Below are 15,076 nucleotides of genomic sequence, written 5' to 3' on the forward strand. Positions count from 1 at the left end.
GGCCTGGGCAGAGACTGAAGCCATCCACACGGAGGGCTTCACGATGAAAGGTCATGCAAGCTTCACCCAATCACCTGTCCTGTCCCACCTGCTGCGCTGGTACGAGCTGTACCAGCAGCGTCAGGAGCTGGCGCGCATGAGTGACGCCACGCTGCACGACCTGGGGCTGTCGCGGGCCGACATCCAGCAGGAGGCCGAGCGGCACTTCTGGGATGACCCGCTGAGCAAGGGCTAAGGCCGGTGTGATGGCATTCGCGGGTAAACCCGCTCCCACAGGGGCAGTGCATATCCTGTGGGAGCGGGTTTACCCGCGAATGCTATGGTGCAGGCACTGCATCATTACCAGGAGGGCGCGCAGTGAGCCTAGCGTTATCCATCCCCCAGGCCCGCCGCCTGGCCTTGTCTGCCCAGGGCTTTGGCAAACCGCCAGAACGCACACCGAGCCTGGCGGCCATCAAGCGCACCTTGCAACAGCTCGGCGTGGTGCAGATCGATTCGGTCAACGCCCTGGTGCGCTCCCACTACCTGCCGCTGTTCTCGCGCCTGGGCGATTATCCACAGGCCGCGCTCGAGCAACTGGCCTGGGGTAAGCCCCGTCAGCGGCGCCTGTTCGAGTACTGGGGCCACGAGGCCTCATTGCTGCCGCTGGAACTCTACCCGCTGATGCGCTGGCGCATGGCAGATGCTGCGCAGGGCCGGGGCATCTACCGGCAACTGGCAAGCTTCGGCCGCGAGCGGCGCGAGGTCATCGACCGCGTGCTGGCCGCCGTGCAGCAGCAGGGCGCGCTGGGTGCCGGCAGCCTGTCCACCCGCGAAGAGCGTGCCGGCCCCTGGTGGGATTGGAGCGAAGAGAAGCTCGCTCTGGAATGGTTGTTTGCTGCAGGTGAGGTGACGGTGGCTGGGCGCCGAGGGTTCGAGCGGCTGTACGACCTGCCTGAACGGGTGGTGCCGGCTGCCGTGCTCGATCAGCCCGTGCCAGACGAGGCGCAGGCCCAGCAGGGCCTGCTGCTGCACGCCGCCAACGCCCTGGGCGTTGCCACCGAGCAGGACCTGCGCGATTACTTTCGCCTGTCGCCCCAGCAGAGCAAGGCCGCCCTGGCCGAGCTGTTGGCCGACGGGCGCTTGCAGGCCTGCACGGTACAAGGCTGCAAGCAGCCCGCCTATACCGCTGGCACCCCGCGCATTCCCCGGCGCATCCACACCAGCGCCTTGCTGTCGCCTTTCGATTCGCTGGTCTGGGAGCGTGCCCGCACCGAGCGGCTGTTCGATTTCCGCTATCGCCTGGAAATCTACACGCCAGCGCACAAGCGGGTGTACGGCTACTACGTGCTGCCGTTCCTCTATCAGGAGCGTATTGCCGCGCGGGTGGACCTGCGCGCCGAACGCGCGCACGGGCGCCTGGCGGTGCATGCGGTACACGAGGAGCCGGCGGGGCTGGACGAGGAGGGCTACCAGGCCCTGGCTGCCAATCTGTACCGACTGGCTGCCTGGCTGGGCCTTGAGAGCGTGCAGCTCAACTGCCCCCGCAGCGAGGGCCGCCGGCTGCGTCAGGCGCTGCTCAGCGGCGCACCTGCTTGAGCGTTTCGGCAATCAGGAACGCCAGCTCCAGCGACTGGTCGGCGTTCATGCGCGGGTCGCAGTGGGTGTGGTAGCGGTCTGACAGCGCGTCTTCGGTAATGGGGCGGGCACCGCCGATGCACTCGGTGACGTTCTGCCCGGTCATCTCGATGTGGATGCCACCGGCATGGCTGCCTTCGGCCTGGTGCACCTGGAAGAACTGCTTCACCTCGTCAAGAATCTGCGCGAAGTCGCGGGTCTTGTAGCCGCTGCTGGCCTTGATGGTGTTGCCGTGCATCGGGTCGGAGCTCCACAGCACCTGGCGGCCCTCGCCCTGCACGGTGCGGATCAGCCCTGGCAGGTGGTCGCCGACCTTGCCGGCGCCCATGCGCACGATCAGGTTGAGGCGGCCCGGGTCGTTGTCCGGGTTGAGCACGTCGATCAGGCGGATCAGCTCTTCGGGGTTCATGCTTGGGCCGACTTTCACCCCGATCGGGTTGTGCACGCCACGCAGGAACTCGACGTGGGCGCCGTCCAGCTGGCGGGTACGGTCGCCGATCCACAGCATGTGTGCCGAGCAGTCGTAGTAGTCGCCGGTCAGGCTGTCACGGCGCACGAAGGCTTCTTCGTAGTTCAACAGCAGCGCTTCGTGGGCGGTGAAAAAGCTGGTCTCGCGCAGTTGTGGCGCGCTGTCCAGGCCGCAGGCGCGCATGAACGCCAGGGTTTCGTCGATGCGGTTGGCCAACTGGTGATACTTGTCGGCCAGCGCCGAGTTGGCGATGAAGTCCAGGTTCCACTTGTGCACCTGGTGCAGGTCGGCAAAACCGCCCTGGGCGAAGGCACGCAGCAGGTTGAGGCTGGCAGTGGCCTGGTGGTAGGCCTGCAGCAGGCGCTCGGGGTCGGGTATGCGGCTGGCGGCGTCGAAACCGATGCCGTTGACGATGTCGCCGCGGTAGGCGGGCAGGGTGACATTGCCGATGGTCTCGTCGTTGGCCGAGCGCGGCTTGGCGAACTGGCCGGCCATGCGCCCCACCTTCACCACCGGGCAACCGGCGGCGAAGGTCATGACGATGGCCATCTGCAGCAGTACTTTGAAAGTGTCGCGGATCTTCGCTGCCGAGAATTCGGCAAAGCTTTCGGCGCAGTCGCCACCCTGCAGCAGGAAGGCGCGGCCCTGGGTCACCTCGGCGAACTGCCGGCGCAGTTCGCGGGCTTCGCCGGCGAACACCAGCGGCGGGTAGCTGGCCAGGGTCTGTTCGACCTTGTGCAGGTGGGCGGCGTCAGGGTAGACGGGTTGCTGCTGGATCGGCAGGGCGCGCCAGCTGTCAGGGCTCCAGGGTTGGTTCATTGCAGGCTCTGTTGTTATCGGTTCGGGCGTGCAGCCATGGTACAGCCGCCGGGCCGCTTGTTGCACCACCGGCATTGGCGGACAATGCGCGTTTTGCGCAGGCGGTGGTTGGCATGGCGACGGAGCGGGAAGAACGGCTGCTGGCACGGGTGGAGGACGCCTTCGGCGTGATCAGCGTGTACGAGGTTGAGGACTACCGCTTCCTCGAGTTCGGCGATGCCGTCGAACAAAGCTGCACCTTCACCGCCGACCCCAGCTGGCTGGAGTACGACTACACCCGCGCCATGCTGGTGGGCGCGCTGTGCCACCCGTTGCCGGAGAGCGCGCTGTTTCTGGGCCTTGGCGCCGGCACCCTGACCCAGGCGTGCCTGAAGTTCCTGCCGCTGGACGATGTCGAAGCCATCGAGCTGCGCCCCGATGTACCGCGCCTGGCCATGCAGTACATGGGCCTGGAAGACGACCCGCGGTTGTACGTGCGCATCGGCGATGCTTTGGAACTGCTGGCCACGGCGGAAAAGGCCGACCTGCTGTTCGTCGACCTGTACACCGACTACGGGCCGGGTGTCGGGCACCTGGCCTGGCGCTTTCTGGAAAACTGCCAGAAGCAGCTCAACCCCGGTGGCTGGCTGGTGATCAACCAGTGGGCCGGCGACGATGGCCGGCCGCTGGGGGCGGCGCTGCTGCGCGGCTTGTACCACCGGCATTACTGGGAGCTGCCGGTGAAGGAGGGCAACGTGATCCTGCTGGTGCCGGCAGACCTTGAGCAAACGCTGGACATCGACGCGTTGCGGGCGCGGGCCGAGGCGCTGGCGCCGCGCCTGGGGTATTCGCTGGAGTACCTGATCAAGGCAGTTCGACCGGCCAGTTGAGGCCTCATCGCGGGGCAAGCCCGCTCCCACGGTGTCACTTGCGTGGGAGCGGGCTTGCCCCGCGATGAGGCCCGTGAGCGAAACGTTTCAGCGTGCGTGCAATGATGGCTGCATACTGGCCTTTGCCACTGAAATATTTCTCCCGGTACCCCGCTAATTCGTATATAGTACGCGCCGGTCTTTTAGCGGACCCTAAAATCAGGTGGTGCAAATCCTCCGAATCCAGCTTCGGCTGCATGTCCGCTAGGCGGACCCTCTCACACGTTTCTTATTTCAATCGTTTTCGCAAATCCCCGCCGCCAAAGCTGCCTGGGTGACCGTTTGGTCTTTCAAGGCATGTGCAGTTTTGGAGCATGGGTCTTTGCGGATGCACCTAGAGGCAGACCCATGACCCAGGAAACCGGCGGATTCGCCGCTCTCGATCTCAATCCGAATATCGTTGCTGCTGTTCTGGCCACCGGCTACGAAGAGCCATCGGCTATTCAGCATCAGTCGATCCCGATCATCCTCGCCGGTCACGACATGATCGGCCAGGCGCAGACTGGCACCGGCAAGACCGCTGCCTTCGCCCTGCCGATCCTCAACAAGATCGACGTGAGCAAGCGCGAACCGCAAGCCCTGATCCTGGCGCCAACCCGTGAGTTGGCGCTGCAAGTAGCTACCGCTTTCGAAACCTACGCCAAGCAGATGCCGGGCGTTAACGTGGTGGCCGTGTACGGTGGTGCCCCGATGGGCCCGCAGCTGCGCGCCATCCGCAACGGCGCACAAATTGTCGTTGCCACCCCGGGCCGCCTGTGCGACCACCTGCGTCGCGACGAGAAAGTCCTGTCCACCGTGCAGTACCTGGTACTGGACGAAGCGGACGAGATGCTCAAGCTCGGCTTCATGGATGACCTCGAAGTGATCTTCGACGCCATCCCGGCCTCGCGCCAGACCGTGCTGTTCTCCGCTACCCTGCCGTCGTCGATCCGTTCGATCGCCGAGCGTCACCTGCGCGAGCCCAAGCACGTCAAGATCCAGAGCAAGACCCAGACCGTCACCGCGATCGACCAGGCCCACCTGATGGTCCACGCCGACCAGAAGATCCCGGCCGTGCTGCGCCTGCTGGAAGTCGAAGAGTTCGACGCGCTGATCGCCTTCGTGCGCACCAAGCAAGCCACCCTGGACCTGGCCTCGGCCCTGGAAGCCAAGGGCTACAAGGCTGCTGCGCTGAACGGCGACATCGCCCAGAACCAGCGTGAGCGCGTGATCGACTCGCTCAAGGACGGCCGCCTGGACATCGTCGTCGCCACCGACGTCGCTGCCCGTGGCCTGGACGTACCGCGCATCACCCACGTGTTCAACGTCGACATGCCGTACGACCCGGAGTCCTACGTGCACCGTATCGGCCGTACCGGCCGTGCCGGTCGCGATGGCCGTGCGCTGCTGCTGGTCACCCCGCGTGAGCGCCGCATGCTGCAGGTGATCGAGCGTGTCACCGGGCAGAAAGTTGCCGAAGCCCGCCTGCCTGGCCCACAAGCCGTGCTGGATGCGCGCATCAAGAAGCTGACCAAGAGCCTGGCGCCGCTGGTGGCCGAGTCCGAGGCCAGCCACGGCGAGCTGTTCGACCGCCTGACCGCCGACCTGGGTTGCAGTGCCCGCGCCCTGGCTTCGGCCCTGCTGCGCAAGGCCACCAATGGCCAGGCGCTGGACCTGGCCAGCGTTGAGCGCGAGCAGCCGCTGGTGCCGACCTACACCCCGCGTGAGCGCACCGGTGAGCGTGCCGAACGTGGTGAGCGCAGCGCCGGTGGTGACCGTGAGCGCCGTGCGCCGATGCCGCTGGCCGAAGGCCGCGTGCGTTGCCGTACCGCCCTGGGTGCCCGTGACGGTATCGCGGCCAAGAACCTGCTGGGGGCGATCCTCAACGAAGGTGGCCTGGCCCGTGACGCCATTGGTCGTATCCAGGTGCGCGACAGCTTCAGCCTGATCGAGCTGCCGGAAGACGGCCTGGAGCGTCTGCTGACCAAGCTCAAGGACACCCGCGTGGCCGGCAAGCAGCTGAAGCTGCGTCGCTACCGCGAGGATTGATCCTCAGGCAGTAACGAAAAATCCCGGGCCTTGGCCCGGGATTTTTTTTGTCTGATTGCTGGCGCTTTTTTCATGGGCTTACGCTCCCCTGTAGGAGCGGCCTTGTGTCGCGAAAGGGGCGCGAAGCGGCCCCAGGATCTCGGCCTCATACAAAATCGCCGGGGCCGCTGCGCAGCCCTTTCGCGACACAAGGCCGCTCCTACAGGGGGTAGCGCCAGTCTGTTCAATCGAACCGGTAGATATCCATCCCCAGCGCCCCCAGGGTGAAGCCCTGGTGCACGATGCCAAAGCGCTCGCCAGCGCCCATGGCGAAGTACAGCGGCAGCAGGTGTTCATCGCTTGGGTGGTTGCGCACGGCAAACGGTGCCTGTTGCCGGTAGTCCAGCAGCGCTGCCTGGTCATCGGCCTGTAACTTCTCCACCACCCAGTCTCGAAACGCCAGCGCCCAGGGCTCGATCACCTCGGGCCCGGCGTGCCAGTCCAGCTCGCCGAGGTTATGGGTGATGCTGCCCGAGCCTACCAGCAGGATGCCTTCCTCACGTAGCGCCCGCAGTGCTTCGCCGACCTTCAACTGCAAGGCCGGCCCGGCGTGGCTGGGCAGTGATACCTGGATCACCGGAATGTCCGCCTGCGGGTACATCAATGACAGCGGCACCCAGGTGCCATGGTCGAAGGGCCGTTGCGCATCAAGACGGGCACCGAGCAATTGGGCCACCCGCGCAGCCAGTGCCGGCTCGCCCGGTGCCGGGTACTGCACGGCGTACAGCGCCGGCGGGAAACCGCCGAAATCGTGCCAGGTTTCGGGTTGCGGGTTGCTCATCACCAGCAGCTCGCGGCTTTCCCAGTGCGCCGACACCACCACGATCGCCTTTGGCCGGGGCAGGGCGCGGGCCAGGTTGGCCAGCGCAGGGCCGCTGGCGCCGGGTTGCAGGGCGAGCATGGGTGAGCCGTGGGAAATGAACAGGCTGGGCAGCATGGTAAGGGTCCTGACGGGTAAGATGCTGTCATCTTCGGTCAGGCAACGATCGAGATCCAATATAAGTTTTTACGGCTATTTATCGAAAAACCGGGAGGGATCATGGAGCCAGCGTTCTGGCACAAGCGGTGGGCTGACAACCAGATCGGCTTTCATCAGGCCCAGGTAAACCCGTACCTGCAAGCACACTGGCCGGCGCTGGGGCTTGAACCTGGCGCCAGGGTGCTGGTGCCGTTGTGCGGCAAGAGCCTGGACCTGGCCTGGCTGGCCGGGCAGGGGCATCGGGTGATGGGTGTGGAGCTGTCGCGTCGGGCTGTTGAAGACTTTTTTGCCGAGCATGGGTTGGTGGCGCAGGTGTCTCGGCGCGGGGCGTTCGAGGTGTGGAGTAGTGGCGAAGTCGAGTTGTGGTGCGGGGATATCTTCGCCTTGCGTGCCGAAGACGTGGCCGGTTGCACCGGGCTGTACGACCGTGCGGCGTTGATTGCCTTGCCGCCTGAGATGCGAAAGCAGTATCTGGCGCTGCTCGGTGAGCTGCTGCCGGCCTGCAAGGGCCTGCTGGTGACCCTGGATTACGACCAGGCGCTGATCGACGGGCCGCCGTTCTCGGTAGGGGATGATGAGGTGCGGACGGGGCTCGCCGGGTGGCAGGTGGAAGTGCTCGAAGCGCCGGAAATTATCGGGGAAAGCTCCAAGTTTCAGAAGGCCGGGGTGCCGAGCCTGGTTGAGCGGGTGTACCGCATTCGGCGTTAGGGCCTTCGCGGGGCAAGCCCGCTCCCACGGATTATCCGGCCTGTGTGGGAGCGGGCTTGCCCCGCGATGGGGCCATAAAAAAGGGCGACCGAAGTCGCCCTTTTTCACTCACATCTGCCTATCAACCGCGGCGGCGCAGGGCGTCGATGCGCTCTTCCAGCGGCGGGTGGCTCATCAGCAGGCCGGCCAGGCCGTGCTTGAGGCCGCCGTTGATGCCGAAGGCCTTCAGCGTATCGGGCATGTGCACCGGCAGGCCTTGTTCCGAACGCAGGCGTTGCAGGGCGCCGATCATCGCGCCGGTGCCGGCCAGCTGGGCGCCGGCTTCGTCGGCGCGGAACTCGCGGCGGCGCGAGTACCACATGACGATGATGCTGGCCAGGATGCCCAGCACCAGCTCGGCGACGATGGTGGCGACGAAGTAGGCGATACCGTGGCCCTCTTCGTTTTTGAAGATCACCCGGTCGACGAAGTTGCCGATGATGCGGGCGAAGAACATCACGAAGGTGTTCACCACGCCCTGCACCAGCGCCATGGTGACCATGTCGCCGTTGGCCACGTGGCCGATTTCGTGGGCCAGCACCGCACGCACCTCATCCGGCGAGAAGCGCTCCAGCAAGCCCTGCGAAACCGCCACCAGGGCGTCGTTGCGGTTCCAGCCGGTGGCGAAGGCGTTGGCCTCGTAAGCCGGGAAAATACCCACTTCGGGCATTTTGATACCGGCCTCGCGGGACAGCTCCTCGACGGTTTGCAGCAGCCACTGTTCGTGGCGGGTGCGCGGCTGGGTGATGATCTGGGTGCCGGTGCTCATCTTGGCCATCCACTTGGAGATGAACAGCGAGACCAGCGAGCCCGCGAAACCGAACACGGCGCAGAACACCAGCAGCTTGCCGAGGTCGAGGTTGACCCCGTTGGCGGCCATGAACCCGTTGAAGCCGAACAGGCTCAGGGTAATGCTTGCAACCAGCACCACCGCGAGGTTGGTGGCTACAAACAACAGAATGCGCATCATGGTTGTCACGTTCTCCTGACGGAAGGAATTGTTGCGTACTGCGGGGGTATATAAGGGGGAGGGGGCGGCGATTCAACCGGCCGACTATTTCAAACTGTGTACGCGAGGGAGTATGGCAGAGGATGCCGAGAGGGCTGTCAGATAGAGCGTTGCAGGATGTAAGAATGAATACCCCCTGTAGGAGCCGGCTTGCCGGCGATGAGGCCGGCAGCGCCAACAAAGCGCTTGCAGGCCTGGCCCTATCGCCGGCAAGCCGGCTCCTACAGGTAACGCACTACTGCGAGTAAGTGCGCAGGAAGTTGCCGATGCGGCCGATGGCCTGCTCCAGGTCATCCACCCGCGGCAGGGTGACCACGCGGAAGTGGTCCGGCCACGGCCAGTTGAACGCGGTGCCCTGGACGATCAGCAGTTTCTCGGACAGCAACAGGTCGAGGGCGAACTTCTCGTCGTTGAAGATCGGGCACACCTTCGGGTCGATACGCGGGAAGGCGTACAGCGCGCCCATCGGCTTGACGCAGCTCACCCCGGGGATGTCGTTGAGCAACTCGTAGGTGCGGTTGCGCTGTTCCAGCAGGCGGCCGGGCGGCAGTACCAGGTCGTTGATGCTCTGGTAGCCACCGAGGGCGGTCTGGATGGCATGCTGGGCCGGCACGTTGGCGCACAGGCGCATGTTGGCCAGCATGTCGATGCCTTCGATGTAGCTCAGGGCGTGCTGTTTCGGGCCGGAGATGATCAGCCAGCCGGAACGGAAGCCCGCTACGCGGTAGGACTTGGACAGGCCGTTGAAGGTCAGGCACAGCAAGTCCGGGGCCAGCGACGCGGTGCTGATGTGCACGGCCTCGTCGTAGAGGATCTTGTCGTAGATTTCGTCGGAGAACACCACCAGGTTGTGCTGGCGCGCCAGCTCCAGCATGCCCAGCAGCAGCTCTTTGGAATACACCGCGCCCGTGGGGTTGTTCGGGTTGATGATCACCAGCGCCTTGGTGTTCGGGGTGATCTTGGCCTTGATGTCTTCAAGGTCAGGGAACCAGTCGGCCTGCTCGTCGCACAGGTAGTGCACCGGCTTGCCGCCGGCCAGGCTCACCGCGGCGGTCCACAGCGGGTAGTCGGGGGCCGGGATCAGCACTTCGTCGCCGTTGTTGAGCAGCGCCTGCATGGACATGACGATCAGCTCGGACACGCCGTTACCGAGGTAGATATCCTCGATGCTGACGCCTTCGATCTGCTTTTGCTGGCAGTACTGCATGACCGCCTTGCGCGCGCTGAACAGGCCCTTGGAGTCGCTGTAGCCCTGGGCGGTGGGCAGGTTGCGGATGACGTCCTGGAGGATTTCGTCCGGCGCCTCGAAGCCAAACGGTGCCGGGTTGCCGATGTTCAGCTTGAGGATGCGGTGGCCTTCCTCTTCCAGGCGTTTGGCGTGCTTGAGCACTGGGCCGCGAATGTCGTAGCAGACATTGGCGAGCTTGTTCGATTTGCTGAACTGCATGATGAGATCCCGGTTGAGAATACGCGCGCGCCGCCGTCGAAAGGTTTGAAAGGGCGGGGCGCGGGTGCCAGACTTGGCGCCTTGCACACGAAGCCAACTAATATACGTGCCACCCGCGCCAGGGAAAAGCCGGTGCGAGGTGAAATTCAAGCCTGCCGAGGTTCCCATGCAAAAGATCGACAAAACCCTGGACGAATGGCGCGACATGCTCGACCCGGCCCAGTACCAGGTGTGCCGCCTGAAGGGCACCGAGCGGCCGTTCAGCGGCAAGTACAACAGCGAGCGCCGCGACGGCATCTACCACTGCATCTGCTGCGACCTGGCGCTGTTCGATTCGCAGGCCAAGTTCGACTCCGGCTGCGGCTGGCCGAGCTTCTATCAGCCGCTCGAGCAAAGCGCGATGATCGAGATCCGCGACACTTCCCACGGCATGATCCGCACCGAGGTCACCTGCGCCCAGTGCGACGCCCACCTGGGCCACGTGTTCCCCGATGGCCCGCCACCCACCGGGCTGCGCTATTGCATCAACTCGGTGTGCCTTGATTTCAAGCCCCGCGACTGACCTGGAGCGCGCCCCATGGCCGATGCCCTGCTGAACACCCCCTGTGTCACCCTCGATGGCACGCAGAAAACCCTCGGCGACTTCGCCGGCAAGGCGCTGCTGGTGGTCAACACCGCCAGCCAGTGCGGCTTCACCCCGCAGTACAAGGGCCTGGAGCGGCTGTGGCAGGACTACCAGGGCCAGGGCCTGGTGGTGCTGGGCTTCCCCTGCAACCAGTTCGGCAAGCAGGAGCCGGGCGATGCCCGGGAGATCGCGCAGTTCTGCGAGCTCAACTTCGGGGTGAGCTTCCCGTTGTTTCGCAAGGTCGAGGTCAACGGCCCCGGCGCCCACCCGCTGTTCGTCGAGCTCAAGCGCCGCGCCCCGGGCCTGCTGGGCTGGCAGAAGATCAAGTGGAACTTCACCAAGTTCCTGCTCGACCCGGCCACCGGCAAGGTGACGCGCTACGCCCCCACCACCAAGCCCGAAGCGCTGCAAGCCGACATCGAGCGCCTGCTCAGCCGCTGAGCGGCACCCAGTGGTCGATCAGCGCCACCAGCTCCTCGCGCCGGAACGGTTTGGCCAGGTAGTCGTTCATGCCCGCGGCGCGGCAGCGTTCGCGCTCCTCGGGCATGGCGTTGGCGGTCAGGGCGACGATCGGCAACTGCGGCCAGCGCCCGCTCTGGCGGATGCGCCGGCTGGCCTCGTAGCCGTCCATCACCGGCATGTTGCAGTCCATCAGCACCAGGTCGAAGGTGGCCTGCTCCAGGCACTCCAAAGCCTCGGCGCCTTGCGCCGCCACCTGCACCTGGCAGCCGAGCTTGCCGAGCATGCCCTTGGCCACCAGTTGGTTCACCGGGTTGTCTTCCACCAGCAAGATGCGCGCACGGCGCTCCTGCCCCGGCGGCAGCTCGTGGGGTAAGGGTGCATTGGGTTCGCCGTGCAAGGTACGCCGCAGGGTGTGGTACAGGGCATTGCGCGCCAGCGGCCGGGCCAGTTGCTGCAAGGGCGCCAGTTGTGTGGCCTGCTCGCCGGGCAAAAAGCTGCCGTAGGCGGTCACCAGCACGATGGGGGCCTGCACCTGCGGGCGCAGGTCCAGCACCCGGTCCAGATCATCGGTGATCAGCACGTCCACCGCCTGGCCGGCCAGTTCCCGGGCATCGTCGAAGCGGGCGTAATCCAGGCCCCAGCGCGGCAGCAGCGCCTGCAGCAGTTCGGCCAGGCCGCTGCCAGCGTTGCCCAGGGCCACCACGCGCCCGGCGAGCGTTTCGGGCGGCACCGCCGGGGTGTGGGCTGGCAGTGGCAGCTCGGCGCTGAAGCGGCTGCCAAAGCCGGTTTCGGACTGGATATGCAAATGGCCCTGCATGGCCTTGCACAGGTTGCGGGTCAGGGCCAGGCCCAGGCCGGTGCCGCCGTACTGGCGGGTGATCCCCGCGCCGGCTTGGGTGAACGGCTGGAAGATCCGCGCCTGGGCTTCCTCGGGGATGCCGATGCCGGTGTCGCTGACCTCCAGGCGCACGCCGCCGACGATGCTGGCTAGGCGCACATCGACGCGGCCGAAGCGGGTGAATTTCAACGCATTGGACAGCAGGTTGCTGACGATCTGGCGCACCCGCGTGGGGTCGCCGAGCACCGTGCTGGGGAAGTCCGAGGCAATCAGGCAGGTCAGCTCGACGCTGGGGGCGGCGTTCTGCGACAGCAGGTTGGCGGTGTCTTCCACCATTGCCCCGAGGTCGAAGGGGATGCGCTCAAGTTCAAGTTGGCCGGCGTCGAACTTGGACAAATCGAGAATATCGTTGAGCAGTTCCACCAGCACCTTGCCCGAGTCGTGGGCGATCGACAGCTGTTGGCGCTGCTCTGCTGCCAGGCCGCTGTCCAGGGCCAGGGCGATCATGCCCAGCATGCCGTTGAGCGGGGTGCGGATTTCGTGGCTCATGTTGGCCAGAAACGCAGCGCGGGCATGAGCCATTTCCAGGGCGCGCTGGCGGGCGTCGTCCAGCTCCTGGTTGGACTGGCTGAGGCGGCTGTTGCTGGCCTTGAGCTCGGTGGTGCGGGCGGCGACGATGTCTTCCAGCTCATTGAGGTACTGGGTCAGGCGGTTTTCGGCGTTGCGCCGCTGCTGGATTTCGGTGGCCATGCTGACGAACTGCTGGTTGGCGACTTTCACCAGTACGCCGATCTCGTCGTTCTCGTGGCCCTTGGGGCAGTCCACCCGGGTTTGCCGGGGCGTACGCGTATCGCCTGGGCCGCTCAGGGCGGCGATCACCGTCACCAGCGGCTTGGTCAGCATCAGGTAGAACAACGCCAGCAGGATGCCGGTGAGCACCAGGCTGCGGGCAAAACCGTTGAGCAGGGTGACTCCGGCGCGGTCGAGAAAGCGCCCGCCGAAGGCGTAGGTGTCGACGTCCAGGTACAGGGTGCCGAGAAATTCGCCGGGCAGGTGGGCCAGGTACAGGCGGTCCTGGAACTGGCGCTGCTCGCCGAACAGAAAATCCGACAACGGCCGGTAGCGGCTTTCCAGGCGCGGGCGCTCGACGTCGGCCAGCACCGTGTCGTTGTTGTCGATCAGCCGTGCGCGGATCAACGCCGGTGATTTGAGCAGGCCGCCAGTGAGCTCCTGGGCAAGCTCGGTGTCGATGTTGTAGGCAATGCGCGAGGCGGTGTCGTGGCTGATTTTCAGCAGCGCCTGAATTTCACGGTTGATGGACGCGTCTTCGCTGGCATAATCGATGCCGATCTGGATGAGACTGAGCAATGTTCCCAGGATGAAGCCGACCAGGACTGTCAACCGGGCTTGCTTGTATGACAGGCGATTGGTGAACTTGATATCCATGGGTCCCAAGCCGGTGTGATTGCTCCGTGCGCGCTGCGCAAGCATAGCCGATCAGCCCCTGGCTGCTGGCGGGTCTGTCTGTTCTTTCGGTTGCTCGCTCGCTTGGCCCCATCGCCGGCAAGCCGGCTCCTACAGGAAAACCTGATCCCTGTAGGAGCCGGCTTGCCGGCGATGGGCTGCAAAGCAGCCCCAAAACTACTGAATTCTCCTGGAGCCCCCATGGACGCCCGCCTTACCGCTTTTCTCGACCGCGCCGAATCGGTCCTCGCGCGCCTCGAACCGCTGCTGCCCGCACCACGCCCAAGCATCGACTGGTCGCACACCCTTGCCGCGCGCTGGCAGCGCGATGGCCGCAGCGGCTACCTGCTGCCGCTGGAAGTGAGCCTGGACATTCGCCTGTCCGACCTGATCGGCGTCGACAAGCAGCGCGAGCAACTGGGCCGCAACACCCACCAGTTCATCAGCGGCATGCCTGCCAACCACGCCTTGCTGTGGGGCTCGCGCGGTACCGGCAAGTCGTCGCTGGTGCGTGCGCTGTTGGCCGAGCACGCAGGCGAGGGCCTGCGCTTGATCGAGATCGAGCGCGACCACCTGGCCGACCTGCCGCGGGTGGTGGAGCAACTGCAAAAGCTGCCGCAGCGTTTCATCCTGTTCTGTGATGACCTGTCGTTCGAGGCCGGGGAGGGCGACTACCGGGTGCTCAAGAGCGTGCTCGACGGCTCGCTGGAGCAGGCGCCAGACAACGTGCTGCTGTACGCCACCTCCAACCGCCGCCACCTGGTGCCGGAAAAGCAGAGCGACAACGAAAACTGGAAGATGGTCGACGGCGAGCTGCACCCCAACGAAGCGGTGGAGGACAAGATCGCCCTGTCTGACCGCTTTGGCCTGTGGCTGTCGTTCTACCCGTTCAGCCAGGAGCACTTCCTCGATGTGGTCGAACACTGGATCGGCCAGCTGGCGCGCCCGGCCGGGCTGCGCTGGGCGCGTACCGAAGAGCTCGAAATCCTCGCCGTGCGCTGGGCCACCGGCCGCGGCAACCGTAATGGCCGTTGTGCCTATCAGTTCGCCCGCTACTGGGTCGGGCTGCAATTGCTGGAGCAGAAATAAATGATCGACCTCAATGCCAGTGGCAAAGGCCTCGATGGCTACGACCTGCTGGCTGCGCAAGTGCAGGCGCTGTTTGCCGACGAGCGCGACTTCATCGCCAATGCCGCGCAGTTTTCGGCGTTTCTCTATAACCAGGTGGACGACCTGAACTGGGCCGGCTTTTACCTCAACCGCAACGAAGAGCTGGTGCTCGGCCCGTTCCAGGGCCAGGTGGCCTGTGTGCGCATCCCGTTCAGCAAGGGCGTGTGCGGCGCAGCGGCGGCTACCCGGCAGACCCAGCGGGTGGAGGATGTGCATGCCTTCCCCGGGCACATTGCCTGTGACAGTGCGTCCAACAGCGAGCTGGTGATTCCGTTGGTCAAAGATGGCCGGTTGATCGGTGTGCTCGACCTGGACAGCCCCAAGCTTGCGCGCTTCAGTGAAGCGGACCAAGTGGGGCTGGAGCGCCTGGCGGCGATCTTTTTGCAGTTGAGCGATTGCTGAAATGAACAAGGGGCCATTGAATGGCCCCTTGTTTTAGCGTGGTCCCTTGTAGG

General features: G+C 65.1%; 13 protein-coding genes and 1 pseudogene. 9 read left to right on the top strand and 5 right to left on the bottom strand.

Features of this window, described 5'->3' with window-relative positions; translation table 11 throughout:
• Positions 1-43 precede the first annotated feature (43 nt).
• Both ACI2KK_RS20270 and ACI2KK_RS20275 read left to right on the top strand, forming a co-directional pair.
• Positions 44-235 (top strand): DUF1127 domain-containing protein, encoded by a 192-nt coding sequence (locus ACI2KK_RS20270; protein WP_217842385.1) that lies wholly within the window; start codon positions 44-46, stop codon positions 233-235.
• Between the two features lie 122 nt (positions 236-357).
• Positions 358-1,578 carry a winged helix-turn-helix domain-containing protein gene (locus ACI2KK_RS20275; RefSeq protein ID WP_404670294.1) on the top strand — a complete coding sequence of 407 codons (1,221 nt, stop codon included), beginning with the start codon at positions 358-360 and terminating at the stop codon, positions 1,576-1,578.
• Here the strand turns inward: ACI2KK_RS20275 and ACI2KK_RS20280 are convergent.
• Complete coding sequence (locus tag ACI2KK_RS20280) at positions 1,559-2,905, bottom strand: class II 3-deoxy-7-phosphoheptulonate synthase (protein ID WP_404670295.1); 1,347 nt, start codon at positions 2,903-2,905, stop codon at positions 1,559-1,561. The genes ACI2KK_RS20275 and ACI2KK_RS20280 overlap by 20 nt on opposite strands.
• A gap of 113 nt (positions 2,906-3,018) precedes the next feature.
• On the opposite strand from ACI2KK_RS20280, the gene ACI2KK_RS20285 reads away from it, so the two are divergent.
• Positions 3,019-3,774, top strand: coding sequence for a spermidine synthase (locus ACI2KK_RS20285; protein WP_404670296.1), 756 nt, complete (start codon positions 3,019-3,021; stop codon positions 3,772-3,774).
• A gap of 353 nt (positions 3,775-4,127) precedes the next feature.
• Positions 4,128-5,841: pseudogene (locus ACI2KK_RS20290) on the top strand (DEAD/DEAH box helicase).
• Between the two features lie 223 nt (positions 5,842-6,064).
• Here ACI2KK_RS20290 and ACI2KK_RS20295 read toward each other — a convergent pair.
• Positions 6,065-6,817 (bottom strand): DODA-type extradiol aromatic ring-opening family dioxygenase, encoded by a 753-nt coding sequence (locus ACI2KK_RS20295; protein ID WP_404670297.1) that lies wholly within the window; start codon positions 6,815-6,817, stop codon positions 6,065-6,067.
• 102 nt (positions 6,818-6,919) lie between these two features.
• Between ACI2KK_RS20295 and ACI2KK_RS20300 the strand changes: the two genes are divergently transcribed.
• The gene (locus tag ACI2KK_RS20300) at positions 6,920-7,567 is read left to right on the top strand and encodes a thiopurine S-methyltransferase (protein WP_404670298.1); all 648 of its coding nucleotides are present in this window, start codon (positions 6,920-6,922) and stop codon (positions 7,565-7,567) included.
• Between the two features lie 121 nt (positions 7,568-7,688).
• Here ACI2KK_RS20300 and htpX read toward each other — a convergent pair whose 3' ends face one another.
• Both htpX and ACI2KK_RS20310 read right to left on the bottom strand, forming a co-directional pair.
• Positions 7,689-8,576 carry a protease HtpX gene (htpX, locus tag ACI2KK_RS20305; RefSeq protein ID WP_404670299.1) on the bottom strand — a complete coding sequence of 296 codons (888 nt, stop codon included), beginning with the start codon at positions 8,574-8,576 and terminating at the stop codon, positions 7,689-7,691.
• A gap of 274 nt (positions 8,577-8,850) precedes the next feature.
• Positions 8,851-10,062 carry a pyridoxal phosphate-dependent aminotransferase gene (locus ACI2KK_RS20310; RefSeq protein WP_217842393.1) on the bottom strand — a complete coding sequence of 404 codons (1,212 nt, stop codon included), beginning with the start codon at positions 10,060-10,062 and terminating at the stop codon, positions 8,851-8,853.
• Positions 10,063-10,228: 166 nt separating this feature from the next.
• On the opposite strand from ACI2KK_RS20310, the gene msrB reads away from it, so the two are divergent.
• Positions 10,229-10,624 (top strand): peptide-methionine (R)-S-oxide reductase MsrB, encoded by a 396-nt coding sequence (gene msrB / locus ACI2KK_RS20315; RefSeq protein ID WP_404670300.1) that lies wholly within the window; start codon positions 10,229-10,231, stop codon positions 10,622-10,624.
• Positions 10,625-10,639: 15 nt separating this feature from the next.
• On the top strand, positions 10,640-11,128 hold the full coding sequence (locus ACI2KK_RS20320) for a glutathione peroxidase (RefSeq protein ID WP_404670301.1): 489 nt from the start codon (positions 10,640-10,642) through the stop codon (positions 11,126-11,128).
• On the opposite strand, the gene ACI2KK_RS20325 is transcribed toward ACI2KK_RS20320, so the two are convergent.
• Entirely contained in the window at positions 11,118-13,478 is a 2,361-nt protein-coding gene (locus ACI2KK_RS20325) for a response regulator (RefSeq protein ID WP_404670302.1), read from the bottom strand. The genes ACI2KK_RS20320 and ACI2KK_RS20325 overlap by 11 nt on opposite strands.
• A 174-nt stretch (positions 13,479-13,652) precedes the next feature.
• Between ACI2KK_RS20325 and ACI2KK_RS20330 the strand changes: the two genes are divergently transcribed.
• Together ACI2KK_RS20330 and ACI2KK_RS20335 are read left to right on the top strand one after the other, a co-directional pair.
• A complete protein-coding gene (locus tag ACI2KK_RS20330) occupies positions 13,653-14,540 on the top strand; it encodes an ATP-binding protein (RefSeq protein ID WP_404670303.1) in 888 nt (295 codons plus the stop codon).
• Positions 14,541-15,023 (top strand): GAF domain-containing protein, encoded by a 483-nt coding sequence (locus tag ACI2KK_RS20335; RefSeq protein WP_404670304.1) that lies wholly within the window; start codon positions 14,541-14,543, stop codon positions 15,021-15,023.
• The last annotated feature ends 53 nt before the right edge of the window (positions 15,024-15,076 follow it).

The organism is Pseudomonas sp. NPDC089406, assembly GCF_044900265.1.
GTDB classification, from domain to species: Bacteria; Pseudomonadota; Gammaproteobacteria; order Pseudomonadales; family Pseudomonadaceae; genus Aquipseudomonas; species Aquipseudomonas fakonensis.